Annotated in this window: 27 protein-coding genes; 9 read left to right on the forward strand and 18 right to left on the reverse strand. The window is 69.2% G+C overall.

Features of this window, described 5'->3' with window-relative positions:
- The first annotated feature begins 25 nt into the window (after positions 1 to 25).
- On the forward strand, positions 26 to 1909 hold the full coding sequence (gene pknB, locus JOB34_RS08605) for a Stk1 family PASTA domain-containing Ser/Thr kinase (protein WP_347813791.1): 1884 nt from the start codon (positions 26 to 28) through the stop codon (positions 1907 to 1909).
- Here pknB and JOB34_RS08610 read toward each other — a convergent pair.
- From JOB34_RS08610 to JOB34_RS08625, 4 genes are all read right to left on the reverse strand, one after another.
- Positions 1890 to 3278 (reverse strand): 3-deoxy-7-phosphoheptulonate synthase class II, encoded by a 1389-nt coding sequence (locus JOB34_RS08610; RefSeq protein ID WP_347813806.1) that lies wholly within the window; start codon positions 3276 to 3278, stop codon positions 1890 to 1892. The genes pknB and JOB34_RS08610 overlap by 20 nt on opposite strands.
- Before the next feature lie 42 nt (positions 3279 to 3320).
- Positions 3321 to 3821, reverse strand: coding sequence for a hypothetical protein (locus JOB34_RS08615; protein ID WP_208052275.1), 501 nt, complete (start codon positions 3819 to 3821; stop codon positions 3321 to 3323).
- A gap of 1 nt (position 3822) precedes the next feature.
- A complete protein-coding gene (locus JOB34_RS08620; protein WP_208052276.1) occupies positions 3823 to 4692 on the reverse strand; it encodes a heavy metal-binding domain-containing protein in 870 nt (289 codons plus the stop codon).
- 76 nt (positions 4693 to 4768) lie between these two features.
- Positions 4769 to 5527: a lysophospholipid acyltransferase family protein gene (locus JOB34_RS08625; protein WP_347813792.1), complete on the reverse strand. Its 759-nt coding sequence runs from the start codon at positions 5525 to 5527 to the stop codon at positions 4769 to 4771.
- 154 nt (positions 5528 to 5681) lie between these two features.
- Between JOB34_RS08625 and JOB34_RS08630 the strand changes: the two genes are divergently transcribed.
- Both JOB34_RS08630 and JOB34_RS08635 read left to right on the forward strand, forming a co-directional pair.
- Positions 5682 to 6431 carry an alpha/beta fold hydrolase gene (locus JOB34_RS08630; RefSeq protein ID WP_208052278.1) on the forward strand — a complete coding sequence of 250 codons (750 nt, stop codon included), beginning with the start codon at positions 5682 to 5684 and terminating at the stop codon, positions 6429 to 6431.
- Entirely contained in the window at positions 6428 to 6889 is a 462-nt protein-coding gene (locus JOB34_RS08635; protein WP_179481384.1) for a hypothetical protein, read from the forward strand. Before JOB34_RS08630 ends, JOB34_RS08635 begins: the two co-directional genes overlap by 4 nt.
- Positions 6890 to 6951: 62 nt before the next feature.
- On the opposite strand, the gene JOB34_RS08640 is transcribed toward JOB34_RS08635, so the two are convergent.
- The 8 genes from JOB34_RS08640 to JOB34_RS08675 all read right to left on the reverse strand — a co-directional run bounded on the left by JOB34_RS08640 (position 6952) and on the right by JOB34_RS08675 (position 12959).
- Entirely contained in the window at positions 6952 to 7677 is a 726-nt protein-coding gene (locus JOB34_RS08640) for an endonuclease/exonuclease/phosphatase family protein (RefSeq protein WP_208052279.1), read from the reverse strand.
- Positions 7670 to 8662, reverse strand: a complete 993-nt coding sequence (locus JOB34_RS08645; RefSeq protein WP_179483708.1) for an ROK family glucokinase — start codon at positions 8660 to 8662, stop codon at positions 7670 to 7672. The genes JOB34_RS08640 and JOB34_RS08645 overlap by 8 nt, the downstream gene beginning before the upstream one ends.
- Before the next feature lie 56 nt (positions 8663 to 8718).
- The gene (locus JOB34_RS08650) at positions 8719 to 9669 is read right to left on the reverse strand and encodes an ROK family glucokinase (protein WP_208052280.1); all 951 of its coding nucleotides are present in this window, start codon (positions 9667 to 9669) and stop codon (positions 8719 to 8721) included.
- Between the two features lies 1 nt (position 9670).
- Positions 9671 to 10258: a hypothetical protein gene (locus JOB34_RS08655; protein WP_208052281.1), complete on the reverse strand. Its 588-nt coding sequence runs from the start codon at positions 10256 to 10258 to the stop codon at positions 9671 to 9673.
- Positions 10245 to 11267, reverse strand: a complete 1023-nt coding sequence (locus tag JOB34_RS08660) for a hypothetical protein (protein ID WP_208052282.1) — start codon at positions 11265 to 11267, stop codon at positions 10245 to 10247. The genes JOB34_RS08655 and JOB34_RS08660 overlap by 14 nt, the downstream gene beginning before the upstream one ends.
- Entirely contained in the window at positions 11267 to 11710 is a 444-nt protein-coding gene (locus JOB34_RS08665; protein WP_208052283.1) for an SRPBCC family protein, read from the reverse strand. Before JOB34_RS08665 ends, JOB34_RS08660 begins: the two co-directional genes overlap by 1 nt.
- A 71-nt stretch (positions 11711 to 11781) precedes the next feature.
- The gene (locus tag JOB34_RS08670; RefSeq protein ID WP_208052284.1) at positions 11782 to 12693 is read right to left on the reverse strand and encodes a hypothetical protein; all 912 of its coding nucleotides are present in this window, start codon (positions 12691 to 12693) and stop codon (positions 11782 to 11784) included.
- A gap of 20 nt (positions 12694 to 12713) precedes the next feature.
- Positions 12714 to 12959, reverse strand: coding sequence for a hypothetical protein (locus JOB34_RS08675; RefSeq protein WP_179481398.1), 246 nt, complete (start codon positions 12957 to 12959; stop codon positions 12714 to 12716).
- A 114-nt stretch (positions 12960 to 13073) separates the two neighbouring features.
- Between JOB34_RS08675 and JOB34_RS08680 the strand changes: the two genes are divergently transcribed.
- Together JOB34_RS08680 and JOB34_RS08685 are read left to right on the forward strand one after the other, a co-directional pair.
- Positions 13074 to 14801, forward strand: coding sequence for a DEDD exonuclease domain-containing protein (locus JOB34_RS08680; protein WP_208052285.1), 1728 nt, complete (start codon positions 13074 to 13076; stop codon positions 14799 to 14801).
- Between the two features lie 16 nt (positions 14802 to 14817).
- The gene (locus tag JOB34_RS08685) at positions 14818 to 15099 is read left to right on the forward strand and encodes an Lrp/AsnC ligand binding domain-containing protein (protein ID WP_208052286.1); all 282 of its coding nucleotides are present in this window, start codon (positions 14818 to 14820) and stop codon (positions 15097 to 15099) included.
- A gap of 44 nt (positions 15100 to 15143) precedes the next feature.
- Here the strand turns inward: JOB34_RS08685 and trpD are convergent, their stop codons facing one another.
- Together trpD and JOB34_RS08695 are read right to left on the reverse strand one after the other, a co-directional pair.
- Positions 15144 to 16208: an anthranilate phosphoribosyltransferase gene (gene trpD / locus JOB34_RS08690; RefSeq protein ID WP_208052287.1), complete on the reverse strand. Its 1065-nt coding sequence runs from the start codon at positions 16206 to 16208 to the stop codon at positions 15144 to 15146.
- A 2-nt stretch (positions 16209 to 16210) separates the two neighbouring features.
- Positions 16211 to 16642, reverse strand: a complete 432-nt coding sequence (locus JOB34_RS08695) for a hypothetical protein (protein WP_347813793.1) — start codon at positions 16640 to 16642, stop codon at positions 16211 to 16213.
- A 341-nt stretch (positions 16643 to 16983) separates the two neighbouring features.
- Here JOB34_RS08695 and JOB34_RS08700 point away from each other — a divergent pair, with 341 nt between their 5' ends.
- The 4 genes from JOB34_RS08700 to JOB34_RS08715 all read left to right on the forward strand — a co-directional run bounded on the left by JOB34_RS08700 (position 16984) and on the right by JOB34_RS08715 (position 21333).
- Positions 16984 to 17544: a heme-copper oxidase subunit III gene (locus JOB34_RS08700; protein WP_233767754.1), complete on the forward strand. Its 561-nt coding sequence runs from the start codon at positions 16984 to 16986 to the stop codon at positions 17542 to 17544.
- 62 nt (positions 17545 to 17606) lie between these two features.
- Complete coding sequence (locus JOB34_RS08705; RefSeq protein WP_179481410.1) at positions 17607 to 18392, forward strand: c-type cytochrome; 786 nt, start codon at positions 17607 to 17609, stop codon at positions 18390 to 18392.
- Positions 18392 to 19522: a Rieske 2Fe-2S domain-containing protein gene (locus JOB34_RS08710; RefSeq protein WP_208052290.1), complete on the forward strand. Its 1131-nt coding sequence runs from the start codon at positions 18392 to 18394 to the stop codon at positions 19520 to 19522. The genes JOB34_RS08705 and JOB34_RS08710 overlap by 1 nt, the downstream gene beginning before the upstream one ends.
- Positions 19519 to 21333 carry a ubiquinol-cytochrome c reductase cytochrome b subunit gene (locus tag JOB34_RS08715; RefSeq protein WP_208052291.1) on the forward strand — a complete coding sequence of 605 codons (1815 nt, stop codon included), beginning with the start codon at positions 19519 to 19521 and terminating at the stop codon, positions 21331 to 21333. The genes JOB34_RS08710 and JOB34_RS08715 overlap by 4 nt, the downstream gene beginning before the upstream one ends.
- 309 nt (positions 21334 to 21642) lie before the next feature.
- On the opposite strand, the gene JOB34_RS08720 is transcribed toward JOB34_RS08715, so the two are convergent.
- The 4 genes from JOB34_RS08720 to coxB all read right to left on the reverse strand — a co-directional run bounded on the left by JOB34_RS08720 (position 21643) and on the right by coxB (position 25824).
- A complete protein-coding gene (locus JOB34_RS08720) occupies positions 21643 to 22659 on the reverse strand; it encodes an NADP-dependent oxidoreductase (protein ID WP_208052292.1) in 1017 nt (338 codons plus the stop codon).
- A 62-nt stretch (positions 22660 to 22721) separates the two neighbouring features.
- A complete protein-coding gene (locus JOB34_RS08725; RefSeq protein ID WP_243757724.1) occupies positions 22722 to 23105 on the reverse strand; it encodes a cytochrome c oxidase subunit 4 in 384 nt (127 codons plus the stop codon).
- Positions 23106 to 23119: 14 nt separating this feature from the next.
- Positions 23120 to 24886, reverse strand: a complete 1767-nt coding sequence (gene ctaD / locus JOB34_RS08730; protein WP_208052294.1) for a cytochrome c oxidase subunit I — start codon at positions 24884 to 24886, stop codon at positions 23120 to 23122.
- Positions 24886 to 25824: a cytochrome c oxidase subunit II gene (coxB, locus tag JOB34_RS08735; RefSeq protein ID WP_347813794.1), complete on the reverse strand. Its 939-nt coding sequence runs from the start codon at positions 25822 to 25824 to the stop codon at positions 24886 to 24888. Before coxB ends, ctaD begins: the two co-directional genes overlap by 1 nt.
- Positions 25825 to 25905 lie beyond the last annotated feature (81 nt).

Here is a 25905-nt window from a genome sequence, read left to right on the forward strand (position 1 = left end):
CATGGTCGCTTCGTAGACTGCGACGGTGCCGCCCACCGCATCGCCGTCTCTCGTCGGCCGCCGCGTCGACGGGCGGTACCAGGTGCTGCACCACCTCGCCGACGGGGGGATGGGGTCCGTCTACGTCGCCCTCGACGAGCGACTGGACCGGCACGTCGCCCTGAAGATCATGCGCCCGGATCTGGCCCGTGACGAGGCGTTCGTCGAGCGGTTCCGTCGCGAGGCGCTGTCCGCGGCCCGGCTGTCGCACCCCAACATCGTGGCCGTCACCGACCAGGGCCAGGACGAGCAGTACGTCTTCATCGCGATGGAGCTGGTGGAGGGCACCACGCTGCGCGAACTGCTGCGCGCCTCTGCGCCCCTGTCGGCCCGCCGCACCCTCGACATCGCAGGCGGCATCCTCGCGGCGATCGCCGTCGCCCACCGCGCCGGCATCGTGCACCGCGACATCAAGCCCGAGAACGTCCTGCTGCGCGACGACGGCACGGTCAAGGTGGTCGACTTCGGCCTCGCCCGAGCCGTGACGACCCACACGTTCAGCACGGACGCCAGCGTGATGTTCGGTACGGCGGCGTACCTCGCGCCCGAGCAGGTCGAGACCGGCACGGCGAGCGAACGCTCCGACGTCTACACGGTCGGCCTGCTGGTCTACGAGATGCTGACCGGCGCGAAGGCGTTCCCGGGCGACTCCCCCATCCACGTCGCCTACCAGCACGTGCACGGCACGGTCCCCCGCGCCGGGGCGGTCGTGCCCACCGTGCCGCCGGTGCTGGACGAGTTCATCGCCCACGCGACGGCGACCGACCCCGACGAGCGCCCGGCGGACGCGGCGGAGATGCTGGAGCACCTGCAGGCCGCCCAGCGCAGTCTGAGCCCCGACCAGCTCGATGCGTTGCCGGCCGCGAGCAGCGACGGGTCGGACCCCCAGGTCGCCCACACCTCACGGCTCGGCACCGACAGCACCCACGCGCTCGGCCGGTACGACGGGTCGCCGGCGACGCTCTCGGGCACGTCGCGCCGACGGAGTGCCCGACCATTCGTCCTCGCCGTGGTCGGCGCCCTGGTGCTCGCGCTCATCGTGGCGGGCGGCTGGCTCTTCACCGCCGGCCCGCTCGGCGAGGAGAAGGTGCCCGACGTCGTCGGTCGTCAGCAGGGCGCAGCGCTCGCCGCGTTGCACGCCCACCACCTGGGCAGCGCGGTGCGCGAGGTCTACAGCGAATCAGTCCCCAAGGGCGCGGTGGTCGCGAGCGAGCCGGGCGCGGGAGCGCAGGTACGCCGGATCGGCTCGGTCACGCTTCAGGTGTCCCGCGGGCCCGAACGGCACGAGGTGCCCACGCTCGTCGGCAACACCCAGGCGCAGGCCCAGGCTGCGCTCACCGCGGCCCACCTTGCACTCGGCACGGTGGGCGACGGCTACAGCGAGACGGTGCCGGCCGGCCGGGTGATCAGCTCGAATCCAGCGGCGGGTGCCTCCCTCAAGCGAGGCACCCAGGTCGCCCTGGTGGTCAGCAAGGGCCGGGAGCCCATCGCGATCCCGAACGTCGTCGGCGTCTCCGGCAGCGACGCCACGAGCACGCTGAACGGGCTCGGCTTCACCGTGCAGCAGGGCACCCAGCAGTTCAGCGACACCGTCGCCCAGGGAGACGTCATCAGCCAGACTCCCTCGACCGGCACCGGCTACCGCGGTGACAGCGTCTCCCTCGTCATCTCCAAGGGCCCGGAACTGATCACCGTCCCCGACGTGACCGGCCAGACCAGTCAGAAGGCGAAGGCCGCACTGGAGGCGCTCGGGCTCAAGGTCACGATCAACCGCTTCTTCGGCGGGCTGTTCAACGACGTCCGTGCGAGCGACCCCTCGCCGGGCACCAGAGTGCGCAAGGGCAGCACCGTCACACTGTCGGTCGTGTGAGCCCTTCGGCGCGGGCGCTCAGCATCTGCGCCACGAGGAACGCCAGCTCCAGGCTCTGCTGGTGGTTCAGCCGCGGGTCGCACGCCGTCTCGTAGCGCTTCTCCAGGTCACCGGCCAGGATCTTCTCGGACCCGCCGAGGCATTCGGTGACGTCGGTGCCGGTGAGTTCGACGTGGATGCCGCCGGGAATGGTGCCAAGGCCCTGGTGCACCTCGAAGAAGCCCTGCACCTCCGCGATGATGTCGTCGAACTCTCGGGTCTTGTAGCCGGTCGAGGACTCGAAGGTGTTGCCGTGCATCGGGTCGCAGACCCAGACGACCTTGGCGCCCTCGGAGGTCACGCGCTCCACGATCCGCGGCAGCGCGTCGTGGATCTTGCCCGCGCCCATCCGGGTGATGAAGGTGAGCCGGCCCGGCTCGCGCTCGGGGTCGAGCTTGTCGATGACCCGCATCAGCTCGTCGGGGTCGGCGGTCGGTCCGACCTTCATGCCGATCGGATTGTGGATGCGGGAGACGAAGTCCAGGTGCGCACCGTCCAGCTGGCGGGTGCGTTCGCCGACCCACAGAAAATGCCCGGACACGGCGTACGGGTTGCCGGTGCGGCTGTCGATACGGGTGAGCGGCTTCTCGTAGTCCAGCAGCAGCGCTTCGTGGCTGGCGAAGAACTCCACGGCGCGCAGCGCGTCGAAGTCGGCGCCGCACGCGGCCATGAACTTCATCGCGCGGTCGATGTCGGAGGCGATGCTCTCGTAGCGCGCGTAGGCGCTGTTGGCGATGAAGCCGCGGTTCCACTCGTGCACGTGCCGCAGGTCGGCGAAGCCGCCCTGGGTGAACGCCCGCACGAGGTTCAGCGTGGACGCGCTCGTGTGGTACGCCTGCACCAGGCGCCGCGGGTCCGGCGTGCGGGACTCCGGCGTGAACGCGAAGTCGTTGACCATGTCGCCCCGGTACGCCGGCAGCGTCACGTCGCCGCGGGTCTCGCTGCCGCTGCTGCGCGGTTTGGCGTACTGACCGGCGATCCGACCCACCTTGATGACAGGGGTGCTGGCGCCGTAGGTGAGGACCGCGGCCATCTGCAGGATCGTCTTGATCCGGTCGCGGATGCCGTCGGCCGTCGCGGCGGAGAACATCTCGGCACAGTCGCCGCCCTGCAGGAGGAACGCCTCGCCGCGGGAGGCCGCAGCGAGTCGCTGCCGCAGGACGTCGCACTCACCCGCGAACACCAGCGGGGGCGCGGCAGCCAGCTCGGCCCGAGCGGCCGTCAGGGCGGCCTGGTCGGGCCAGTGCGGCTGCTGCGCGGCGGGAAGGTCGGCCCACTGCGGCAGGGACGAGGGCTCGTGGGACGCCGCGGCGGACAGGGTGGGACTGATGATGCTCACCGATCAAGACTAACGGCGCCCCGACCGGCGGATTTACAGCTCCAGTCCCGGGTCGCGCTCGCCGTACTTCTCCTCGAGGAAACGGTGATTGGCGCGCAGCTGGGTCTGGCCGACCTCGCCGGCCCTGTCCAGCAGGCCGCGGACCGCCTCCAACAGCAGGTCCAACTCCTCGATCAGGAGGTCCGCCCCGGTCCGGCCGTCCTGCAGCACCGCGGTATCCGCCGTCGTCGGAGGAAGCCCGAGGTAGGCGTGCACGGCCGAGGGCCCGAAGTCGTCGCGGATCTGGACCACCTCGAACGCGTCCCGCCCGGTGATCCCGCGAGCGGCCAGGTATTGCTGCGCCTGGAGCGTCTGCGTGTCGAGACGCAGGATCCGTTCGCGTGCGGCATCCGGCACGCGCGCGTGCCGCGCCAGCGTCTCCAACGCGCTGCTGGGCGCGTTCCCCAGCAACTCCGAGAACGGCCGCGGGACCGTAGGGCCGTACGCCGGTGGAGGCGGGGTCAGATCTCGACCCCGACGGCTCAGGAAACCCATGTCACTCCAGCGACAGGGTCATCGTGGGGTCGGGGATGCCGCTCTCCGGGGAACTGGTGACCCCGGTGCCGACGGCCAGGAACTCCGAGGCGTGCGCACCCCACACGTGTCCGCTGACCTGGGTGTTGACGCCCACGATCCCGTCGGCCCCGAAGCGGTTGGCCTCGTCCTCCATCCGCGTCATGGCCAGCTCGCGCGCGGTGTAGGCGGCCTCGGTGAACTGCGGCATCTCCATGTTGCGTCCGGCCATCCGCATCGACTGGCGGATGCTCTGGTGCGCCACGTGATAGACGCAGGCGCCGAAGACGAAGGCCCTGGGGAAATGTCCTGCTCGCACCAGCGTGTAGAAGTCCTGACCCGACAGGTCCGAGGTGAACGGACCCCCGTCGCGCAGCTTGTACGCCGGGTTGGGCTCGCGCGCCCGGATGGCCGTGCCCTGGGCGATAAACTCCAGCTCGTCGGTCGCCCACGCGTACCGCTGGATCTGCAGATCGACGCCGACGATCCCGTCGGCGCCCAACGCGTGCGCCTCGCTGCGCATCCGATCGAGCGCGAGGGACCGCGCGTGGTACATCGCCGCCGACAGCACCTCCAGCTCCATCGACTGTCCCCAGTTCTGGAACTGGTAGCCGATGTGGTAGATCGAGGTGCCCATGACGTAGCCGAGCGGCTCGAAGCCGAGCTTGTGCACGAGGACGAACTCGTTGACCGACAAGTCCGAGGTGAACGCGGACTTGTCGCTCTGCTCCCGGGCCGCGAGACGTTGGACCCGATTGCTGGCAGCAGCGGGGATCTGGGGCCCGGCTGCCGGGGGTCCACCCGCCTGAGTGGCACCGGGCAGTGGTGCACCATCACGTCGACCGAAAGCCATTGCACGCTCCTCGCATCGCAGGGGTCTGATCGCCCCGCCCGGACCGTACCCCCGGAAGCTGAGGGTCAGGGGCGTTTCAGCTGGTCGCCGTCTCGACGTCCTCGCTCGGCACGGTGCTCATCTCGGCGTGCTCCCCTGCGGCCCGGCCCTCGGAGCCCGGCACGAGCTTGTGGGCCGCCGTGCTCGCCAGGGCGGCGGCACCCTCGCCGATGCCCTTGGCCCGCTGGGTGACCCGGTCCTTCAACGACGAGGCGTAGACGTCGACGTACTCCTGGCCCGACAGCAGCATCAACTCGTACATGATCTCGTCGGTGATCGAGCGCAGGATGAAGCGGTCGTCCTCCATGCCCTCGTAGCGGGAGAAGTCCATCGGCTGGCCGAACCGCACGTGAGGGTGGGCCATCCGCCCGAAGATCTTGCCGGGAGGCGCGACCTCGTCGGTGCCGATCACGGCCACCGGGATCAGCGGGACCTTGGCCTCCAGCACCATCCGTGCGACGCCGGTCTTGCCCTTGTAGAGACGCCCGTCGGGTGAGCGGGTGCCCTCGGGGTAGATGCCGAAGAGGTCGCCGTTCGCCAGGATCTTCAGGCCGGTGGAGATCGCTCCGGCCGCGGCGCTGCCGCTGCTGCGGTCGATGGGCACCTGACCCGCTCCGGTGAAGAACCAGCGCTGCAGGGTGCCCTTCACGCCGGTGCCGGTGAAGTACTCGGCCTTCGCCACGAAGGTCACCCGCCGGGGAAGCGAGAGCGGCATGAACAGCCAGTCGGCGTACGACAGGTGGTTGCTCGCCAGGATCGCGGCCCCCTCGTCGGGGACGTGGTGAACGCCTTCCACGGAGGGTCGGAAGACACTCTTCAGAAGCGGTCCGACAAGGACCCACTTCAGCAACCAGTAGAACACCTTCGCTGGGCTCCTTCATCGCAAGATCGGCGCCTCGCACAATACGGCACCCACCACACCCCGACGGGCGAAGTGGAAGGATGATGCGATGCAGATCGTCCCCGGCGCGGAGCCGTTCACCCACGACGCCGGGGCGGTGGGCGTGCTGGTGTGCCATGGCTTCACCGGGACGCCGCAGAGCATGCGGTCCCTCGCCAAACGCTTCGCCGCCGAAGGCTTCTCGGTGCGCCTGCCGCGCCTCCCCGGGCACGGCACCACGTGGCAAGAGCTGAACAGGACGCGGTGGACCGACTGGTTCGCCGAGGTCGACGCGGCGTACGCCGAGCTGGCCGCCACCTGCGACCAGGTCTTCGTCGCGGGTCTGTCGATGGGCGGCACCCTCGCGACCCTGGTCGCGGAGACCCACCAGAACGACGTGGCCGGGCTGATGCTCATCAACCCGGCGTACGTCATGAAAGACAGACGACTGCTCGCCGTACCCGCGCTGCAGCACCTGGTGCCCTCGGTCGCGGCCATCAGCGGCGACATCAAGAAACCGGGCGTCGCCGAGGTGGGGTACGCGCGTACGCCGCTCAGGGCGTTGCGCTCGCAGATGCGGATGTGGGAGCAGGTGACCCGCGACCTGCCGCAGATCACGCAGCCGGTGATCCTCTTCCACTCACCGCAGGATCACGTCGTGCCCCCGGCGTGTTCGGAACTGTTCCTGTCCCGCATCTCCAGCGAGGACGTCACCGACGTGGTGCTGCACGACAGCTATCACGTCGCGACCCTGGACAACGACGCCGGCCTCATCGAGGATTCATGCGTCGACTTCATCACGAGAGTTGCGGACCTATGAGCGCACCCGGCAGCGAGAGCCACGACGAGCAGACCGATTACGACGCGCGGTTCGCTGAGATCGTTGCGCAGTTGTCCGGGACCGTCGATCCGGACGCCCTGGCCGAACCCGAGGTCGAGGAGCCTGAACCGCAGCCGCCCGCACCCCCCGCTCTGCCCGTGCAGTGGCGGGTGCCGGACTCCGGTGCGGCCAACGACATCCTGGAGGACGACGGCACCTACGAGCCTCCACCCCCCGCGCCGCTGCCCCGCGACGACGTGCAGTTCTGGGCCATCTGGGCCTCGCTCGTCGGCGGGCCGCTCTGGCTGATCTACCTCTTCGCCTTCGAGCGCGACTGCCAGCCCATCTGGTGGGTGCTGGCGTGCCTCGTCTGCATCCTCGGGGTCGTGTTGCTGGTGCTGAGGCAACCCAACAGCCGCGACGACCAGGACCCGTTCGACGACGGCGCCCGTCTATAAGTCACCCCACGAAGTTCTCCGCTGCGCTCCCCCGAATACTTCGGCGGGGCCCGAAGCTGCGTTCAGGGCGTCGCGGGGTCTGCCAGAGCGGTGAGGTCCATGTCCACGTAGACCGGCCGGTGATCGGTGGCCATCCGCAGCCGCAGCGGGTCCAGATCCAGCCGGGTCACCGTCGCGCCCACGGGACCGGAGACAAGCAGTCCGTCGATCGTCTTGCCGGGGGTCCCCGACGGGCTGGTGAGGACGTCGCCGGTCACCTCACGCATCCGCACTGCCAGGTCGCGCCAGGCGCCCTCGCCGTACGTCTCGTTGAGGTCACCGCCGAGCACCGCGGCCGCAGCTCCGATCGCGTCGATGTCGCGCAGGATCTGCTGCACGTGCGGCCCACGCTGTGCCGGCCGGAGGCTGAGGTGCACGCTCACCGCCGTGAACGGGAGATGACCGGGCAGGCGCAGGCGCGCCACGGCGTACCCCCGCGGCTCCTCACGCCGCCCGACCGGCAGGTTGCGGTGCTCGCAGGAGAGCAGGTCGAGCCGCAGCGAGCTCAGCAAGGTGGTGCTCATCCGACCGCGCCGCCCGTCGGCCCAGGCCAGTCCCACCTGTTCGGCGAACGCCGCCACCCGATGGCCCGACCCGGGATGCCTCGGCGCCTCCTGCAGCAGCAGGACGTCGGGATCGATCCGACGCACCACCTCCACCAACGCCTCACGGTCGTCCTTGAACGCGCGCACGTTGTACGACGCGACGCGCACCGTGTGGGCGTCGCGGGGTCCCGGGCGCTCAGTCATCCTCGTCGCCCAGGCGGGCGAGGTCGGCGGCGCCGATCAGACCCGCCTCGTTGCCCAGTTCGGCCTGCACGATGTCCGCCCGCGGGCGGTACCCCCGGCCGGTCAGCGACCGCGCGAACGCCGCACGCGCGGGATCCAGGAGCAGGTCCCCCGCCGCGCTGACGCCGCCGCCGATCACGAAGAGCCCGGGGTCGAACGCGTTCGCGAGGTTGGCCAGGCCCACCCCGAGCCAGGTGCCTACCTCGGCGAGCAGCTCGGCTGCTGTCGCGTCCCCGCCCTGTGCGGCCTGCGTGATCATCGGCCCGGTGAGCGCGCGAGGGTCCTCCCCCACGCGCTCGGCCAGATCGGCCGCGAGCGGCGAGCCCGCGGCGATCAGCGAACGCGCCTCACGGACCAGCGCGTTGCCACTGGCGTACTGCTCCCAGCACCCCCGGTTGCCGCACTCGCAGCGGTGCCCTCCCGGCACCATCTGCATGTGACCGAACTCGCCGGCGATCCCGAACTCCCCGCGCTGGACCGCCCCCTGGGCGATCACCGCGCCGCCGATGCCGGTGCCGAGGTTGACCATCACGACGTGCGACCGGTCGCGGGCCGCACCGAAGCGCCACTCGGCCCAGCACGCGGCGTTCGCGTCGTTGTCGATGAAGACCGGCACGCTGAGTCGACTGCTCAGGGCGTCGCGCAACGGCTCGTGCCGCCAGGACAGGTGCGGCGCGAAGACCACCGTCGCCCGGTCGGCCGTCACGAACCCGGCAGCGCCCACCCCGACCGCGACCGGCGCCGACCCGTGGTGGGCGTCCAGCAACTCCTCGACGACCTCCACGATGACGTTCTCGACGACGCGAGGGGACGTCGAGCGGTGCGGGGTGTCACGTCGGGCGCGTTGCTGCACCGTGCCGTCTGCCGACACCAGGCCGCCGGAGACCTTGGTGCCGCCGATGTCGATCCCGACGGCGAACTCGTCCTGGGCGAACTCGTCGGAGATCCCTGGATCGTGGGGGTCCTCGCCGTGCCCGGGGCGCGGGCCCACGGGTCCGGCGCTCACCGGTCGCCCGGGTTCACGGCCAGCGCCGCGACGCCGATCACCCCTGCGTCGTTGCCCAGCTCCGCCCGCACGAACGACGCCACGGGCCGGTAGCCGCGCCCGGTGAGTGAGCGTCCGTACGCGCTGCGCATCGGGTCGATCAGCAGCTCACCGGCGTCGGCGACGCCACCGCCGATCACGAAACCCTCCGGGTCCAGCAGCGAGGCCATCGAGGAGGTGGCCTCACCCAGCCAGTTGCCGACCTGCGCGAGCAGGTCGATCGAGGCGACGTCCCCCTCGAGGGCCGCGGTGGTCACCATCGCGCCGGTCAGCTTGTCGGCGTCGCCGTCGCACAGGTCGGTCAGTCGACGGCCGAACTGGGCACCGCTGCGCACCAGCTCGCGCGCGTCCCGGGTGAGTGCGGTGCCGCTGCCGTATGCCTCGACGCAGCCCCGGTTGCCGCACCCGCACAACCGGCCGCCGGGCACCAGCAGCATGTGTCCGAGCTCGCCACCGATGCCGTACGCGCCTCGGAACAGTTTGCCGTTGCTCACGATTCCGCCGCCGACGCCAGTGCCCACGGTCACCATCACCATGTGGCCGAGGTCGCGACCGGCGCCGTGCACGAACTCGCCGTACGCCGCCGCGTTGGCGTCGTTCTCGATGATGACCGGCAGGTCGGTGTTGGTCGCGACCCGTTCCTTGAGCGGTTCGTCGCGCCAGGCGAGGTTCGGGGAGAACAGCACGGTGGTGCCGGCGCGGTCGATGTAACCGGCGCACGCGACGCCCACTGCCGCGACGTCGTCGGTGTGCAGCTCGGCGATGAGTTCCGCGATCGCCGTCGCGATCGCATCCGGCGACTGCGCAGGCGTGGAGCGGCGGGCACGCGCGACGATGCTGCCCTTCTCGTCCACGCGCCCGGCGGCGATCTTCGTCCCGCCGACGTCGATGCCGATGCTGGTGACCATGTCAGTGCCTCTCGGGTGCGGTGGGGTCGTCGTCGCCACGCACCGGGATCGGGATCCCGGTGTCGGCCGGGCGCGGGGCCGGTCGACCGGCCCCGTCCTCGGGGTCGTTCGTGGATGCCTCCGAGGGCGCGGCCTGCGGATCGGAGCTGCGGTCCGCGGCGATCATCTGCAGACTTCCCGCCACCATCGCGAGCACATCGGCGACGCGCACCAGGACCTCGGGCCGCACGGTCTGCATGTACGACGCGATCCGGCACACCGGACACACCCGGCAGATCGCGTCCAGACCGGCGGTCCGTCCACAGTCGCAGGCCATCGAGGCGGGTGCGGCAGTGCCATCGGCCGCCGGTTCGTCGCCGACCGGCTGCGGTGGGGAGTCTTCCCCCGACTCCTCTGCAACAGGCTCGGATCCGTCCCGATCGCCTGCCTCGCCGGTCCCGCCTACCCCGCCCACCCACGAGGTGAAGGCGTCGGCGAGGCGTGTCGCCTCGGCCACCAGGGCGTCGGCCGCCTCCCCGCCGTCGTCGGCCCGATGGTCATGGTCGGCAGGCTCCCGCTGCCCGGCGGGCGTGTCGTCATCCCTGGTCACGGGCCTCATCCTGCCGCACGGGTGAGAAGCGCACCGTCAGGATGCCGTCGTGCAGCCGAGCGTCCACCGGTCGGCATCGGCGCAGGGCCGTGGGCATGGTGAGGACGCTGCGGTGGCCATGGGTCTGCAGCACGAGGTCGTCCTGCATCATCGACAGGCGCAGCTCGCGGAAGCGGACACCGGGGAGGGGCATTCGCCAGACGTAGTCCGCACCGTCGTGCTCCCAGGAGATCCCGGCGAGCCGGCCCGTGCGTGCCTGGTCGTCCAGCGCGCCGAGCTGATCGGGAACTCCACGTCCCGTACGCCACCGTGGCGGATCGTGCGGGCCGCTGCGTGGTCCGCCGACGACCGCGTTCACCGGGGCCCCGCCGAGCGCCATGCCGGCCACGACGCGGCGCACCTTCGCCGACGGCGCCGATCCGGCGATCACGATGGCCGTGCTGCCCTCGCCGATGAGCACCTCGCGCGCCGCGGACGCGTGCACGAGGGCGGCCCGGACCTGATCGGTGACCTGCTCGCCCGGCCATCGCGATCCCAGCGCCGCCGCGAGGAGCGGTCGGGATGTCGTGAGCCACCCCCGCTGCGCCGGTGCCAATCGTTGCAGGATCCACGGCACCGCCCCGGCCAGGCGCACCAGGTCCACGGCACGAGGGCCGGCATCGACCACGACGACCTCGCCGGGTGGCCGCTCGGCACCGATCGCCCAGAGCAGGCGCACGGTCGCGGCCTCGGTCAGGCGGGCGACCTCCGCCCCGAGCCTGGGGTCCAGGCCGACCATGTCGAGCAATGGCGCCATCGTGCCGTCCGCGTCATCGGCGTCCCGCGGGTCTGCGGTCCGCAGCGGGCCGTCCGCCGGGGCGTCGACCAGGCTCGTCGCGTCGTCGTACGGGTCGGTGCCGAGCAGCAGCACGGATCGGCCGCGGTCGGCGTACGCGCGGGCGAGCGTTGCGGCGTAGGTCGAGCACCCCGTGCCGCCGGGACCGGCGACGAGCACGCACTGCGCACCCATCAGCTCTCGCAGCGCTGCTTCAGCCCGCGCAGTGCCTGATCGATGATGCTCTTCTCCGCCTTGCGGCGCAGCACGGCGACCACCGGGATGTTGACGTCGACGCACAGTTGGTAGGTCACCTGGGTGCGGTCGCCCGCGGGCTTCAGCTGGTAGCTGCCGTCCAACGCGCGGATCACCGTGGACTCGACCAGCTCCCAGCTGACCGTGCCGGTGCCGTCCTCGAGGATGTTCCAGTCGTAGGCCAGCACGTAGGTGTCGCGCAGCACCCCGGCGTCCAGCTCGAACCGCACGGTGCGTGCCCACCCGTCGGAGTCCTGCGTCAGCACCTGTGCCCGGGTGACGTTCTCGGCCCACTGGTGGTAGTCGTCGAAGTCGGCGATCACGTCGAGGACCACCGCGGGGTCCGCGGTGATGGTCATGGACGACGAGGTGCTCTGCGACATAGCGCAGACAGTAACGGCCGGTGATGAGTGCTCTCCCCCGCGTCTCGACGGCTGCCCGGTCGGCGCGCCGGTCATCCGACCGTGTGACGCAGGAACGCGGCGTAGGCCGCGCGTAGACCCGTCGTCGTGGCTCCGTCGAAGTCGGCGCCGAACGCATCCGTCGACCCGGCCGAAGTCGCGAGCACGAACTGCTTCCAGGCGTTCTCGCCGAACCGGTCGACAAGGAAGCTCATGTAGGCGTGCGCGTCCTGGTAGGCCCGTTGCTGCTGGCCACCGGAGAACGCCGCGTCCGGCGGCGGCCCCGCGGGCAGTCGGTCCGCGCGCACGTCGGCCGCGAGGGTGGGGCACGCCGCCCCGAGCGACAGCCCGGTCCAGCGATACGCCGTGTACTCCGCGGACCCCTCGACCACCCATCGCGCAAGTCCGGTGCGCATCGTCTGCCGCAGCACGACGTGGGTGAGCTCGTGAGCGAGGACGACCCGCTGACCCTGCGCGGTCAACCCCTGCATGACCGCCGGGCCGATGACGACCTCACCGGAGGCGGTCGTGCTCGCGGCCAGGTCGTCGCTCTCGGGCACCCCGCCGCGGAGCCGGGCGAACTGCGCGGCGTTCGCGGCGACCTGCACCCGGACGGTGCCGGCGGCCGCGACCTGCGTCGGCCAGGTGCGGGCGACCCACGTGCGGGCGACCCGCGCATCGGCCAGCACCTGCGCGAGCTGCGTCGTCCCGACCGACCCGGTGACCTGCAGGCCGGTGGTGCTCAGGACGACGGTGCCGGTCGCGGGGGAAGACGTAGAGGACGTAGAAGACGTAGCGGACCGAGAGGAAACGGACCCGGTCGACGTATGCACCCCACCGCCCGGCCCCGAACCGTCGCATCCACCGAGGAGCATCGCGGCCAGCACCACTCCCGCCGCCGCCCCGGCCCGTCGGGCGCCCCCTTCAGTGGCTCGGGTGCGCTGTCCTCGCCCGATCGTCCGCACCCTGAGAGCCTAGGTGCGCCTCAGCCCGTCACCCGCAGGGCGCGACCCGGCTCGCGCACCGCCCTGGCCGCGTACGCGTCGGCCGGGCTGACCAGACCGGCCGCCACCAGTACCTCCAGCCCACGGCGCTCCTGCTCATCGGGCGCGAGATCGGCGTCGGCATCGTGGGCGTCCGTCCGCGGGACCGGCATCTGCAGCAGCACGGTCACCATGCAGTCCGCGCAGTGCCGGTCACGGGCCGGGCAGCTTCGACATTCGATGTGCATCTCGGGACTCCTTCCTGTCGTCCTTTGCGCAGACGCTAGGTGCCGGGTCCGACAACCCCTTCCGACGGCGTGGCGGAGGGGTGGGTGTCGGTGCACCCACCTAGCGTCCGTCGTATGCCGACCGCACACGCCATCCAGGCGACCTTCGACGATCTGGGCACACCGCTGTCCGGGGTGACCTTCGTCGTGGTCGACCTCGAGACGACCGGTGGCAACCCGCGATCCAACAGGATCACCGAGATCGGCGCGGTCAAGGTGCGCGGCGGCGAGGTGCTGGGCGAGTTCCAGACGCTTGTCAACCCTGGCGGCCCCATCCCGGCGTTCATCTCAGTGCTCACCGGCATCACCGACTCGATGGTCGCAACCGCACCGGGTATCGCCGCCGCGTTGCCGGCCTTCCTGGAGTTCGCGGCCGGCAGCGTGCTGGTGGCGCACAACGCACCTTTCGACATCGGCTTCCTGCGTGCCAACTGCGCCGAACTCGGCCACCCCTGGCCCGGGCACCAGGTCATCGACACCGTCCACCTCGCGCGTCAGCTGGTGAGCCACGACGAGGTGCCCAACCGCAAGCTCGGCTCCCTGGCGCAGCTCTTCGGGGCCACCATCACCCCCGACCACCGCGCGTTGCACGATGCCCAGGCCACCGTCGACGTGCTGCACGCCCTGCTCGGGCGGGTCGGCAATCTGGGGGTGCACACCCTGGAGGAGCTCGCGTCCTACACCAGCCGGGTCCGCCCGGAGCAGCGACGGAAGCGCTACCTGGCCGACGACCTGCCCCGGGCGCCGGGTGTCTACATCTTCAAGGACGACCGTGCGCGGGTGCTCTACGTCGGCACCTCGGTCGACATCCAGCGCCGGGTCCGCAGCTACTTCACGGCGAGCGAGCATCGTTCACGGATGGCACAGATGGTGGGGCTCGCGACCAGCGTCACCCCGATCGTGTGCGCCACGGTGCTCGAGGCCCAGGTGCGCGAGTTGCGGCTGATCGCCGAGCACAAGCCGCGGTTCAACAGGCGGTCGCGCCACCCGGAGAAGGGTGTGTGGCTGAAGCTCACCGTCGAGACCTTCCCCCGGCTCTCCGTGGTGCGAGAGACGCGTGACGACGGCGCCGAGTATGCCGGACCGTTCGGCTCGCGCGTGATGGCCGAGATGGCGGCGGCCGCCGTGCACGAGGTGGTGCCCCTGCGGCAATGCACGAAGCGGTTGTCCGCGACGACCACCTCCTCATCCTGCGCGCTCGCCGAGATGGGCCGGTGCGGAGCGCCGTGCACGGGTCAGCAGAGCCCGCAGGACTACGCCCAGGTCGCCGCGCGCGTAGCGGAGGCCATCGGTGGCGATGCCCGGCCGCTGGTCGACGATCTGCACGAGCGGATGCGCCGACTCTGCGAGAGCGAGCGCTTCGAGGAGGCGGCCACGGTGCGCGACCGGATGCTGGCCCTGGTCCGCGCCGCCGACCGCGCTCAGCGGATGGCGCCGTTGACTGCGAGCCCCGAGGTCGTGGCGGCACGCCCAGGTGCCGTCGGCGGGTGGGAGTTCGTGTGCGTGCGCTACGGCAAGCTCGCCGGCACCACGCTCAGTCCGCCCGGCGCCGACCCGCGTCCCTACATCGACGCCCTGGTCGACTCCGCCGAGGTGGTGGCCCGCCCGGTCGGGCGCGCACCGGCGACCCATCCGGAGGAGACGGAGAAGATCCTGCGCTGGTTGGAGACCCCGCAGGTGCGGATGGTGCGGATCGAGGGTGAGTGGAGCTGCCCGGTGCACGGCGCCGGTGAGGTCCGCGAGCAGCTCGAACCGCTGATGAGCCGCGTCGACAACGGTTTCGAGACCTCCGCGATGGCCTGAGTTCTAAGCTGTCCCGGTGATCTCCGCCATCGTCATGATCAAGGCCGACATCCATCGCATTCCGGAGGTGGCCGAGGCGGTCGTGGAGATCGAGGGTGTGAGCGAGGTCTACTCCACGACCGGCGACGTCGACCTCATCGCCGTCGTCCGGGTGGCGCGCCACGAGGACCTGGCGGACGTCATCGCCGACAAGATCAACAAGATCCCCGGGATGCGCGAGTCGCAGACCCACATCGCGTTCCGCACCTACTCCAGCGGTGACCTCGGGGCCGGCTTCTCCATCGGCCTCGACGACTGAGCCCTGCCCTCATCGCCCTGACCGGCCTGATCTTCACTCGGCGGTCAGGCTCGACGAGTCGCCGCCACCCACTGGTCGAGCGATCGGGTCGCCGCACCGTCGTCGATGGCGGTCCGCGCCCTCGCCACACCCGCACCGAGCGCCTCACCGAACGATGCGTGCGCGCCGAATCGACCCGACCCGTCCTCGTCGGCGACGGCCAGCGCGATGCCCGCATTGAGCACCACGGCGTCCCGCACGGGTCCCGTCGCTCCGGCGAGCACCTCGCGGACCACCCCCGCGTTGTGCAGGGCATCGCCACCGCGCAGCGCGTCCGCGCCCGCCGGTGCGATCCCGACCTCAGCCGGGTCGACCCGGTGCTGGGAGATCTCGCCGTCGCGAACCCACCGCACGCTCGAGGTGGTGGCGACGCTCAACTCGTCCAGCCCGTCGTCACCCCGGAAGACCGCAGCGGCGCTCCCGCGTTCGGCGAACACCCCCGCGATCAGATCGGCCACCCGCGGGTCCGCGGCGCCCACGGCGGAGTACCGCGGCCGGGCCGGGTTGGTCAGCGGTCCGAGGATGTTGAACGCCGTCGGGATCCCCAGTTCGCGTCGAGGGACCGCCGCGTAGCGCATCGAGGGATGGAAGGTCTGCGAGAAGCAGAAGGTGATGCCGACCTCGGTGGCGATCGGTCCGATCCGGTCCGCCGGCAGATCCAGGGCGATGCCGAGCGCCTCCAGGACGTCGGCGGCGCCCGAAGAGGAGGAGGAGGCTCGATTCCCGTGCTTGACGACCCGAGCGCCTGCTCCGGCACTCACGATCGCTGCCATCGTGGAGATGTTGACGGTGTGGGCACCGTCACCGCCGGTGCCGACGATGTCCAGGGTCGGGCCGTGCACGTTGATCGGCACGGCGAAACGCCGCATCGTGTCGGCGAGGCCCCGGACCTCGCCGACAGTCTCGCCCTTGGCCCGCAGCGCGACCAGGAAACCGGCGACCTGCGCGGGTGAGGCCTGCCCCGACATCACCTGGTCCATCGCCCACGACGTGTCGTCGGCGGTGAGGTCACCGCCCTGGAGCAGCGCCCCCAGCAGACGCGACCAGCTGCGGGCGGACGCGCCGGACATCACTACTGGCCGGTGGGCGCGGCGAGTTGCTCGCGATCGCTGTGTCGGCGCGCGACGTCGGCGATCGTGGAGCTGAGGATGAGCGGGTCGATCGGGTGCGGCACCGCGGCGTCCGCCTGAGACCACGACGCCAGCCAGCCGTCGGAGGGCCGGCCCGTGAGCACGATGATCGGGGGGCAGTCGAAGATCTCGTTCTTGAGCTGCTTGGCCAGGCCCATCCCGCCTACCGGCGTCGCCTCACCGTCGAGGATCAACAGGTCGAGGTCCTCGTTGTCCGCTGCCTCGATCACGGCCGCCGCGGTCGCGCACTCACGCCACGAGCCGATCTGCACATCCTTGGCCGGGCGCTTGCCGACTCCGATACGGACGGCGTCGCGCGTGGCGATGTCGTCGCTGTAGAGCAGCACCTTCAGGGTTCGGGGCGTGTCGGCCATGCCGAGGATGCTACCCATCGCGTCCGGTCGGTCGAACAGACACCGACGACGCCGGAACCTCACGGGCATGCGGATCGTTGACCGCTTCGAACGCCGAGCCGCCGCAACGCCGTACGCGGAGTGTGCGCCCACCGGGCCGCCACGCCGGGCGACGTCACCGCACGAGTCCCCCGCGAGATGGTCACGAGATGGCCTCGCGGCGGGGGTCGGCCGTGCCCCTCGTCCGTGGATGGGGCCATAATGTTCGGGTGGCCACCACAACGACCGCTACCACCAGCGACCACGGGATTCCGACCGGGCACGGCCCGGTCACGCGTCCCAATCTGACTGCCGTCGGCACGATGGTCTGGCTGTCCAGCGAACTGATGTTCTTCGCCGGGCTGTTCGCCATGTACTTCACGATCAGGTCGGTCGCTCACCCGCTGTGGGCGGACCGCACCAGTCACCTCAACGTGCCGTACGCCGCGGTCAACACAGCGATCCTGGTGATCTCCTCGGTGTGGTGCCAGCTCGGCGTCTTCAAGGCGGAGGCAGGCATCCCGTCCCGCACCGGCAAACTGCTGCAACCGGGTCTGTGGGGAATGCGCGAGTGGTACGTGCTGACCTACATCTTCGGCGCGCTGTTCGTCAGCGGCCAGATGATGGAGTACTCCAACCTCTTCGCCGAGGGCATCAGTCTCAACTCCGACTCCTACGGGTCGATGTTCTATTTGACGACCGGCTTCCACGCGCTGCACGTCACCGGCGGGCTCATCGCCTTCCTGTTGATCATCGGCCGCACGTTCACCAGCCGGAACTACACCCACCACCAGGCCACCGGCGCCATCGTGACGTCGTACTACTGGCACTTCGTCGATGTGGTGTGGGTCGCCCTGTTCGCGACCATCTACCTGCTGCAGTGACCCCCGGTGACCCCCTTGCCTGACTGTTCCGACTCCCTCCCCGACGACAGGATCTGCGCCTCGTGAGTTCGCTCGCCGCACACCGTAGGCACCCGGCATCGATCGTGCTGGTGCTTCTCCTCGGCCTGGTGATCACCGGTAGCCTCTATGCGCTCCTGGCGCCCAGCAGCGCCGGTGCTGCCGCCGCGTCCAGTTCCGACCTGAAGTCGGGCAAGGCGCTGTTCCTCGCGAACTGCGCGACCTGCCACGGCGTCAACGCCAACGGCCGCGCCAACAACCCCTCGTTGGTCGGCGTGGGCGCCGCAGCTGTGGACTTCCAGGTGAGCAGTGGCCGGATGCCGCTGTCCAACCCCTCGGTGCAGGCCGCGCGCAACAGCAGCAACGTGCAGTTCACTTCCCAGCAGATCAGCCAACTCGCGGCGTACGTCGCCTCCCTCGGCGCCGGCCCGGCGATCCCCTCCAGCAAGTACACGAGCCTCGGCGGCAACATCGCCACTGGCGGTGAGTTGTTCCGGGTCAACTGCGCCATGTGCCACAACTTCGCAGGCTCCGGCGGTGCCCTCACCCGCGGTAAGTACGCGCCGAATCTGGCTCCGGCCACCGGACGTCAGATCTACGAGGCGATGCTCACCGGCCCCCAGTCGATGCCGGTCTTCAACGACACCAACCTGTCGCCGCAGGACAAGAAGGACATCATCGCCTACCTCAAGAACGTCAAGAACGAGCCGAGTCAGGGTGGCCACACGTTGGGCAACCTCGGGCCGGTGACCGAAGGCATGTTCGCCTGGACCATCGGCATCGGCCTGCTCATCGGCGCCGCGGTCTGGCTGGGACGGAAGGCAGCCTGATGACGACGTCGTTCACCGGACCGGAGCGCCACGACCACTCCGAGCACCAGCCCGAGCCGGGCGAGGTCGCTCGCGGCGGCCACGGTTCAGACCTGATCAACCTTGGCGACGGGCACCACGAGGGCGGCGGCCAGCTGCTCGAACGGTTCGACAACCCCGGGCTGCCCGAGCACGTGCACCGCCTCGGCGACGACGACCCGGCCGCCGCGAGGCGCTCGGAGCGTCAGGTGGCCAGTCTTTTCGCCGTCTCGATGGTGGCCACCCTGCTCTTCGTCATCTCCTACATCGTCGTCGGCAAGGGCGCCATCGTCACCCTGCCGCTCATCGGACCGACCAAGGCGCTGCACGTCTCACTCGGCGTGACACTCGGGATCTCTCTGCTGTGCATCGGCCTGGGTGCCGTGCACTGGGCGAAGACCCTGATGTCCGACACCGAGGTTGTGGAGGAGCGGCACACGCTGCGCTCCCCCGACGAGGACCGGGAGGGCACGGTCCAGATCCTGACCGACGCTGCCGAGTCGACGCAGATCACCCGGCGGCCGCTGATCAAGTACTCCCTCGGCGGCGCGCTCGGCCTGTTCGTGGTGCCGCTAGGTCTGCAGCTCGTGGGCTCCCTCGGCCCGTTGCCGCACGACAACCTCGGCGTCACCCTTTGGGACCGCAAGCTGAACGGCAAGGGTCGTCGGCTCATGCGCGATCCGGAGAACACCCCGATCCGCCTGTCCGACGTCACCCTCGGCAGCGTCTTCCACGTGCTGCCCGAGGGCATCGACGACGTGCAGAACCCGCAGGACGCCAAGGTCAAGGCCGCGGTCCTTCTCGTCAGCATGCAGGAGAGCGACATCAAGAATGCCAAGGAAGCCAGTTGGGGCATCCAGGGCGTCGTCGCGTACTCCAAGATCTGCACACACGTCGGCTGCCCCGTCGGCCTCTACGAACACACCACGCACCACCTGCTCTGCCCCTGCCATCAGTCGACGTTCGATATGACGAACGACTGCGAGGTCATCTTCGGCCCGGCCAAGCGCCGTCTACCCCAGCTGAAGATCTCGGTGAACGACGCGGGTTACCTCGTCGCTGACCAAGGATTCCAAGAGCCCGTTGGGCCTAGCTTCTGGGAGCGCGCATGACCTCCGACATGCACACAGGTCGACCCGCCGACGCACTGCGCGGCGACGACGAGACATCGTCCGCGCCCAAGAAGAAGGGCGGAGGTGCGGTCGGCGGCGTCGCCAACTGGATGGACGAGCGGACCGGCGGTGCCAAGGGCATCCGCTACCTGATGAACAAGGTCTTCCCGGATCACTGGTCGTTCATGCTCGGCGAGGTCGCGATGTACTCGCTGATCATCCTGCTGATCACCGGCACGTTCCTCACCTTCTGGTACGTGCCGAGCATGGGCGAGACCGTGTACCACGGCTCCTACACCCCGCTGCAGGGCCAGCAGATGAGCGAGGCCTACAAGTCCACCGTCGATATCTCGATGGACATCCGTGGTGGGTTGTTGATCCGGCAGATCCACCACTGGGCGGCGTTGCTCTTCCTCGTCGCCATCATGCTGCACATGTTCCGGGTGTTCTTCACCGGCGCGTTCCGCAAGCCCCGTGAGATCAACTGGGTCATCGGCGTCGTGCTCTTCATGCTCGCCACGATCGAGGGTTTCGCCGGCTACTCGCTGCCCGACGACCTGCTGTCCGGTACCGGCATCCGTGCCGCCCAGGGGTTCATGCTCTCGATCCCGGTGATCGGCAGCTACGTCGCGTACTTCGTCTTCGGGGGTGCGTTCCCCGGCACCGAGATCATCCCGCGCCTGTTCACGGTGCACGTGCTGTTGCTGCCCGCGATCATCATGGGTCTCTTCGCCGCGCACATGATCCTGCTGATCGTGCACAAGCACACCCAGTTCCCCGGTCCCGGCCGCACCGATAACAACGTCGTCGGCTTCAAGCTGATGCCGGTCTACACCGCCAAGGCGGGCGGCTTCTTCTTCATCGTCTTCGGTATCACAGCGCTGATCTCCGGGCTCGTCACGATCAACCCGATCTGGATGTACGGGCCCTACGAACCGACCATGGTCACTGCGGGTGCTCAGCCCGACTGGTACATGGGCTTCGCCGACGGTGCTCTACGCATGTCGCCGGGGTGGTGGGAATTCACCCTGCTGGGTCACACCTTCAGCTTCAACGTGATGATCGGCGCCATCCTGCTGATCCCGGTGATCTTCACGGCGTTGGGTGCCTACCCGTTCCTCGAGGCGTGGGTCACCGGTGACAAGCGCGAGCACCACCTGCTCGACCGCCCGCGCAACGCACCGACCCGTACGGCGATCGGTATGGGCTTCATCGCGTTCTACTTCGTGCTGTTCGTGGCCTCCGGCAACGACATCATGGCGATCACCCTGCATCTGTCGATCAACGACATCACGCACGTCATGCAGGCATCGATCTTCATCCTTCCGCCGTTGGTCTTCTGGATCACCAAGCGGTTGTGCATGTCGCTGCAGCGGGCCGATCGAGACCTGGTGCTGCACGGCAAGGAGTCCGGTCGCCTCGTCCGCACCGCGGAGGGTCGCTTCTTCGAGGCCCACACCCCGCTGTCGGACTACGACCGCTGGCGCCTGGTGTCCTACGAGACGCACCGTCCCATCGCGGCTCCCACGGAGGCTGACGCCAACGGCGTGAGCCGCCGGCAGATCGCCAAGGACAAGGCACGAGCCCGGTTGTCGCACTTCTACTTCAGCGACCGCATCGAGGCCGTCACTCCCGCCGAGTTGGCTGCCGCACACCACGACGGTCAGGCGCACGAGTCGATCGAGGCGACCGAGTCCGGCGACCGCCCGGAGCTCGAAGCCGACGAGTTCGAGCAGCACATGCACGGCGGCGCCGAGGAACTGTCCTCCGGGCACGCCTACTCCCACCCGCAGGACCAGGAACCATCCTGACCTGACCTCAGGGTGAATTAGCCCTATGACGACTGCTGCCGATGTGCTCCCCGCACATCGGCAGCAGTCGTATGCGGTGCCGTGCGACAGGACCGATGGCCACCTGGCGCGTCGGCGAGGCGAGCAAGATGCTCAGCCGGCGCGCACGCCGTACAGGCGCTCGTGCAGCGGGCAGCCACCCCTACAGCGGGGCGGCCCATCCGGCAGTCACGGTCCTGGCCGGTAGCGCGCGCCTGATGGTCAGCGGGTTTCTGGCGCCGGCGTCACACAACTGCTGACAACCGCGCCGGGATGCGTCGCCAGGCAGGGTTACTCGGACACCTTCACAACGAGCTTGCCGAAGTTGCGGCCGGCGAGCAGTCCTCGGAACGCCTCGGGGGTGTTGTCCAGGCCATCGACGACGTCCTCGCGGTACTTCACCTGGCCGGAGGAGACCCAGCCGGACATCTCACGCTGGAAGTCGGCGAAGTGGTCGGCAACGAACTCGGTCTGGATGAACCCGCGGACGGTCAGGCTCTTGCGCAGGATGGTGCCCATCAGCACTCCCGACCGGTCCGGCCCCTCGGGCAGGGAGGTCGCGTTGTAGACCGACACCAGACCGCACAGCGGCACCCGGGCGTAGGTGTTGAGGCGCGGCAGCACCGCGTCCCAGACCGCGCCGCCGACGTTCTCGAAGTAGACGTCGATGCCGTCGGGCGTCGCTGCGGCGAGGTCGTCGCGGAAGTTCTCGGAACGGTGGTCGACGCCGGCATCGAAGCCGATCTCGCGGCAGTAGTCGACCTTGGCCTGGCCACCGGCGATGGCGACCGCGCGGGCGCCGCGCAGCTTGGCGATCTGGCCCACGGCACTGCCTACGGGGCCGCTCGCTGCGGCTACGACGACGGTCTCCCCCGGCTGCGGCTTGCCGATCTGCAGCAGTCCGGCGTACGCGGTGAAGCCGGGCATCCCGAGGACGCCGAGTGCGGTGCTCACCGGTGCAGTGCCGGTGTCGACCTTGCGCAGGTAGGAGACCGGCTCGACGGAGTGGCTCTGCCATCCGCCGTACCCCAGCACCACGTCGCCCGGTAGGAACTGACCACCGGGAGACTCCAGCACCCGGGACACCGTCGCGCCGACCATCGTCTGACCGATCTGCACCGGCGCGGCGTACGACGGCGCATCGCTCATCCGGCCGCGCATGTAGGGGTCGAGCGACAGGAAGAGGGTCTGCAGCAGCGCCTGGTCCTCGCCGGGCTGGCCGAGCTCGGCCTGCTCGATGCGGAAGTCGCTGTCGGCGGGTTCACCCTTGGGGCGGGCCTGCAGGGCGATACGGGTTGTCTGCGTCACGGGCGTCTCAGATCATCGAAGGGCCTGCGCCGTGCCGGCGCCGGCGTCGTGCGGGACGGCGATCAGATCGCCTCGTCACCCCGGAAGTACTCGAAGACCCAGCCGATCGCCGACAGGGCGAGCAGCGGCAGACCGATGATGACCATCCACCAGCCGACAGCCAAGCCGAGGAAGACGATCGCGCCGGAGAGGCCGAGGAACAAAGGCCACCACGAGTGCGGGCTGAAGAAGCCGAAGTCGCCCTCGACATCGCTGATCAGCGCATCCGGGTTGTCATCCGGTCGCAGGTCGATCTTGCGGCCGGTGATCCACAGGAAGAACGCGATCATCAAACATAAGCCGGAGGTGAGGAGGAGCGCGGTGGCACCAACCGGCTCCTGCCAATGAGTGAAGGTGCCGTAAATCAGACCGACCACCATCGCGAAAATGAACAGGATGCCGAACATCTTGTACTCGACCTTCATCGGTCAGCCTTCCGTTCGCCGCCCATGGTCTGGGAGCCGCGATCACCCGGGCCCATCAGCTTCGACAGGGCATCAGGTGCCGGCGCGACCGACTTCGCCGCGACCTCGGGGTGGTGCAGGTCGAACGCGGGGCGCTCGGAACGGATCCGCGGGATCGAGTCGAAGTTGTGCCGCGGCGGCGGGCAGGACGTCGCCCACTCCAATGATGCGCCGTACCCCCACGGGTCGTCGGTCTCGACCAGCGGCGCGGTGCGCCACGTCTTGTAGACGTTGTAGAGGAAGGGCAGCATCGAGATGCCGAGGATGAAAGAGCCGACCGTCGACACGTCGTTCATCCACTGGAAACCGTCCTCGGGCAGATAATCCGCGTAGCGGCGCGGCATGCCCTCGACGCCCAGCCAGTGCTGGATGAGGAACGTGGTGTGGAAGCCGATGAACAGCAGCCAGAAGTGCAGCTTGCCCAGGCGCTCGTCGAGCATCCGGCCGGTCAGCTTGGGCCACCAGAAGTACCAGCCGCCGAACATTGCGAACACCACCGTGCCGAAGACCACGTAGTGGAAGTGCGCGACCACGAAGTAGGAGTCGGACAGGTTCAGGTCGAGTGCGGGGCTGGCCAGGATGACACCGGTGAGACCTCCGAAGAGGAAGGTCACGAGGAAGCCGATGGCCCACAGCATGGGTGTCTCGAACGTGATCGATCCGCCCCACATGGTGCCGACCCAGTTGAAGAACTTCACACCCGTTGGTACGGCGATGAGCATCGTCATGACGGCGAAGAAGGGCAGCAGCACTTGCCCTGTCGCGTACATGTGGTGTGCCCACACGCTCACCGACAGCGCCGCGATGGCGATGGTCGCGAAGACCAACGTCTTGTAGCCGAACAACGGCTTACGGGAGAAGACCGGAAGTATCTCCGAAATGATGCCGAAGAACGGCAACGCGATGATGTAGACCTCGGGGTGGCCGAAGAACCAGAACATGTGCTCCCAGAGCATCGCCCCGGCGTTCTGGGCGTCGAAGACGTGCGCACCCATCACCCGGTCGGCGCCCAGCGCGAAGAGCGCGGCAGCCAGCACCGGAAAGACGACGATCACCAGGATGGAGGTGACCAAGACAGTCCAGACGAACATCGGCATCCGGAACATCGTCATACCGGGGGCGCGCATGCACACGATGGTGGTGATGAAGTTGACCGACCCGAGGATCGTGCCGAACCCGGATAGGGCCAGTCCGAAGACCCACAGGTTGCCACCGACACCGGGGCTGTAGACCGAGTTAGCCAGCGGCGCGTAGGCGAACCAGCCGAACGCCGCGGCGCCCTGCGGGGTGAGGAAGCCGCCCGCGGCAATGAGCCCGCCGAAGAGGTAGAGCCAGTAGGCGAACATGTTCAGCCGGGGGAACGCCACGTCCGGCGAGCCGATCTGCAGCGGCATGAGCGCGTTTGCGAAACCGGCGAAGAGCGGGGTCGCGAACAGCAGCAGCATGATCGTGCCGTGCATGGTGAACAGCTGGTTGTACTGCTCGGGGTTGTCCACGATCTGCAGCCCCGGCGCCCACAGCTCGGCGCGGATCAGCAGGGCCAGCAGGCCGCCGATCAGGAACCAGGAGAACGAGGTGATGAAGTACAGGTGACCGATGACCTTGTGGTCGGTCGCGGTGATCCACTTGACGATGGTGCGTCCGAGGTGACGCTCACGGGGTACTGAGGTCGACTCGCGGAAATCACCGGCGCCCCTGGTGCGATCCGCAGTGGTGCTCGCCATCACTTGCTCCCAACGTTGACGACGTCCGAGGAGTCGAGCCCGGACGGCAGGTACTGCTGCTGCCCGTTCTCGAGACCGGACCGGTTGAGCGCGTTGGACAGGAAGCCGGTCTGACCGGCCGCGCGCAGTCGCTGCATCTGCTTGGCGTAGTCGGCAGCGTCGACCACCTTGACGTTGAACAGCATCTGAGAGTGGTAGGCGCCGCACAACTCCGCGCACTTGCCGCGGTAGGTGCCGATCTGGGTCGGCGTGACATCGAACTTGTTGACCTTGCCCGGGATCATGTCCATCTTCTGCAGGAACGCGATCACCCAGAAGTCGTGGATCACGTCGCGGGAGGTGAGGATGAACTCGGTGCGCTCGTTGACCGGCAGGTAGAGCGTGGGAATGGTCTTCTCGGCGCCGGGCTTGCCGTTCAGCAGGGCCTGCTCACCGGTGTCGTAGACCTTGTCGTTGACATAGTTGAAGTCCCAGGACCACTGCTTGCCGATGACGTTCACGGTGTTCTGGGGGGTGCCGGAAGTGTCCAGCATCTTGTTCTCCAGCTGCACGGTCTTGCCGAAGAGCACGGCCACCATGATGACTGGAACGATCGTGTAGAGGATCTCGATCGGCACGTTGTAGGCCAGCTGCGGCGGCAGCCCGGTGTCGGTCTTCTTGCGGCGGTAACGCACCGCGCAGTAGATGATCAGACCCCAGACCAGCACGCCCACACCGAGCGCCCAGAGCCACGAGGCGACCCAGAAGTGGGTGATGTCCGGGGACACCTTGGTGATGCCGTGGGGCAGGAAGCCGCGCCGCTGTTGGGCGGTGCAGCCGGACAGCGCGGTGGCGCAGATCGCCACCACACCGGCGTAGCCCAGCCGACGGCGTAGCGACCGGGGCTTCACGGGTCGGCGTGGGGTGCCGCCGGACTGGTTTTCACGGGTTCCGGACACGACGAAACCTTATCTCAGCCTCGGACGTTGAGGCAGGGCGGTACCCGCGTCCGCGCGCCCCGTGAGGTGGCCGGCCGAGCA

This window comes from Allobranchiibius sp. GilTou38, from assembly GCF_017565325.1.
Classification (GTDB): domain Bacteria; phylum Actinomycetota; class Actinomycetes; order Actinomycetales; family Dermatophilaceae; genus Allobranchiibius; species Allobranchiibius huperziae.

Excerpts from the sequence above, each read along its gene's own strand:
- JOB34_RS08615 (WP_208052275.1), bottom strand. The coding sequence starts at position 3,821 with ATGGGTTTCCTGAGCCGTCGGGGTCGAGATCTGACCCCGCCTCCACCG.
- JOB34_RS08620 (WP_208052276.1), bottom strand. The coding sequence starts at position 4,692 with ATGGCTTTCGGTCGACGTGATGGTGCACCACTGCCCGGTGCCACTCAG.
- JOB34_RS08630 (WP_208052278.1), top strand. The coding sequence starts at position 5,682 with ATGCAGATCGTCCCCGGCGCGGAGCCGTTCACCCACGACGCCGGGGCG.
- JOB34_RS08635 (WP_179481384.1), top strand. The coding sequence starts at position 6,428 with ATGAGCGCACCCGGCAGCGAGAGCCACGACGAGCAGACCGATTACGAC.
- JOB34_RS08640 (WP_208052279.1), bottom strand. The coding sequence starts at position 7,677 with ATGACTGAGCGCCCGGGACCCCGCGACGCCCACACGGTGCGCGTCGCG.
- JOB34_RS08650 (WP_208052280.1), bottom strand. The coding sequence starts at position 9,669 with ATGGTCACCAGCATCGGCATCGACGTCGGCGGGACGAAGATCGCCGCC.
- JOB34_RS08660 (WP_208052282.1), bottom strand. The coding sequence starts at position 11,267 with ATGGGTGCGCAGTGCGTGCTCGTCGCCGGTCCCGGCGGCACGGGGTGC.
- JOB34_RS08665 (WP_208052283.1), bottom strand. The coding sequence starts at position 11,710 with ATGTCGCAGAGCACCTCGTCGTCCATGACCATCACCGCGGACCCCGCG.
- JOB34_RS08675 (WP_179481398.1), bottom strand. The coding sequence starts at position 12,959 with ATGCACATCGAATGTCGAAGCTGCCCGGCCCGTGACCGGCACTGCGCG.
- JOB34_RS08680 (WP_208052285.1), top strand. The coding sequence starts at position 13,074 with ATGCCGACCGCACACGCCATCCAGGCGACCTTCGACGATCTGGGCACA.
- trpD (WP_208052287.1), bottom strand. The coding sequence starts at position 16,208 with ATGTCCGGCGCGTCCGCCCGCAGCTGGTCGCGTCTGCTGGGGGCGCTG.
- JOB34_RS08695 (WP_347813793.1), bottom strand. The coding sequence starts at position 16,642 with ATGGCCGACACGCCCCGAACCCTGAAGGTGCTGCTCTACAGCGACGAC.
- JOB34_RS08700 (WP_233767754.1), top strand. The coding sequence starts at position 16,984 with ATGGTCTGGCTGTCCAGCGAACTGATGTTCTTCGCCGGGCTGTTCGCC.
- JOB34_RS08710 (WP_208052290.1), top strand. The coding sequence starts at position 18,392 with ATGACGACGTCGTTCACCGGACCGGAGCGCCACGACCACTCCGAGCAC.
- JOB34_RS08715 (WP_208052291.1), top strand. The coding sequence starts at position 19,519 with ATGACCTCCGACATGCACACAGGTCGACCCGCCGACGCACTGCGCGGC.
- JOB34_RS08725 (WP_243757724.1), bottom strand. The coding sequence starts at position 23,105 with ATGTTCGGCATCCTGTTCATTTTCGCGATGGTGGTCGGTCTGATTTAC.
- ctaD (WP_208052294.1), bottom strand. The coding sequence starts at position 24,886 with ATGGCGAGCACCACTGCGGATCGCACCAGGGGCGCCGGTGATTTCCGC.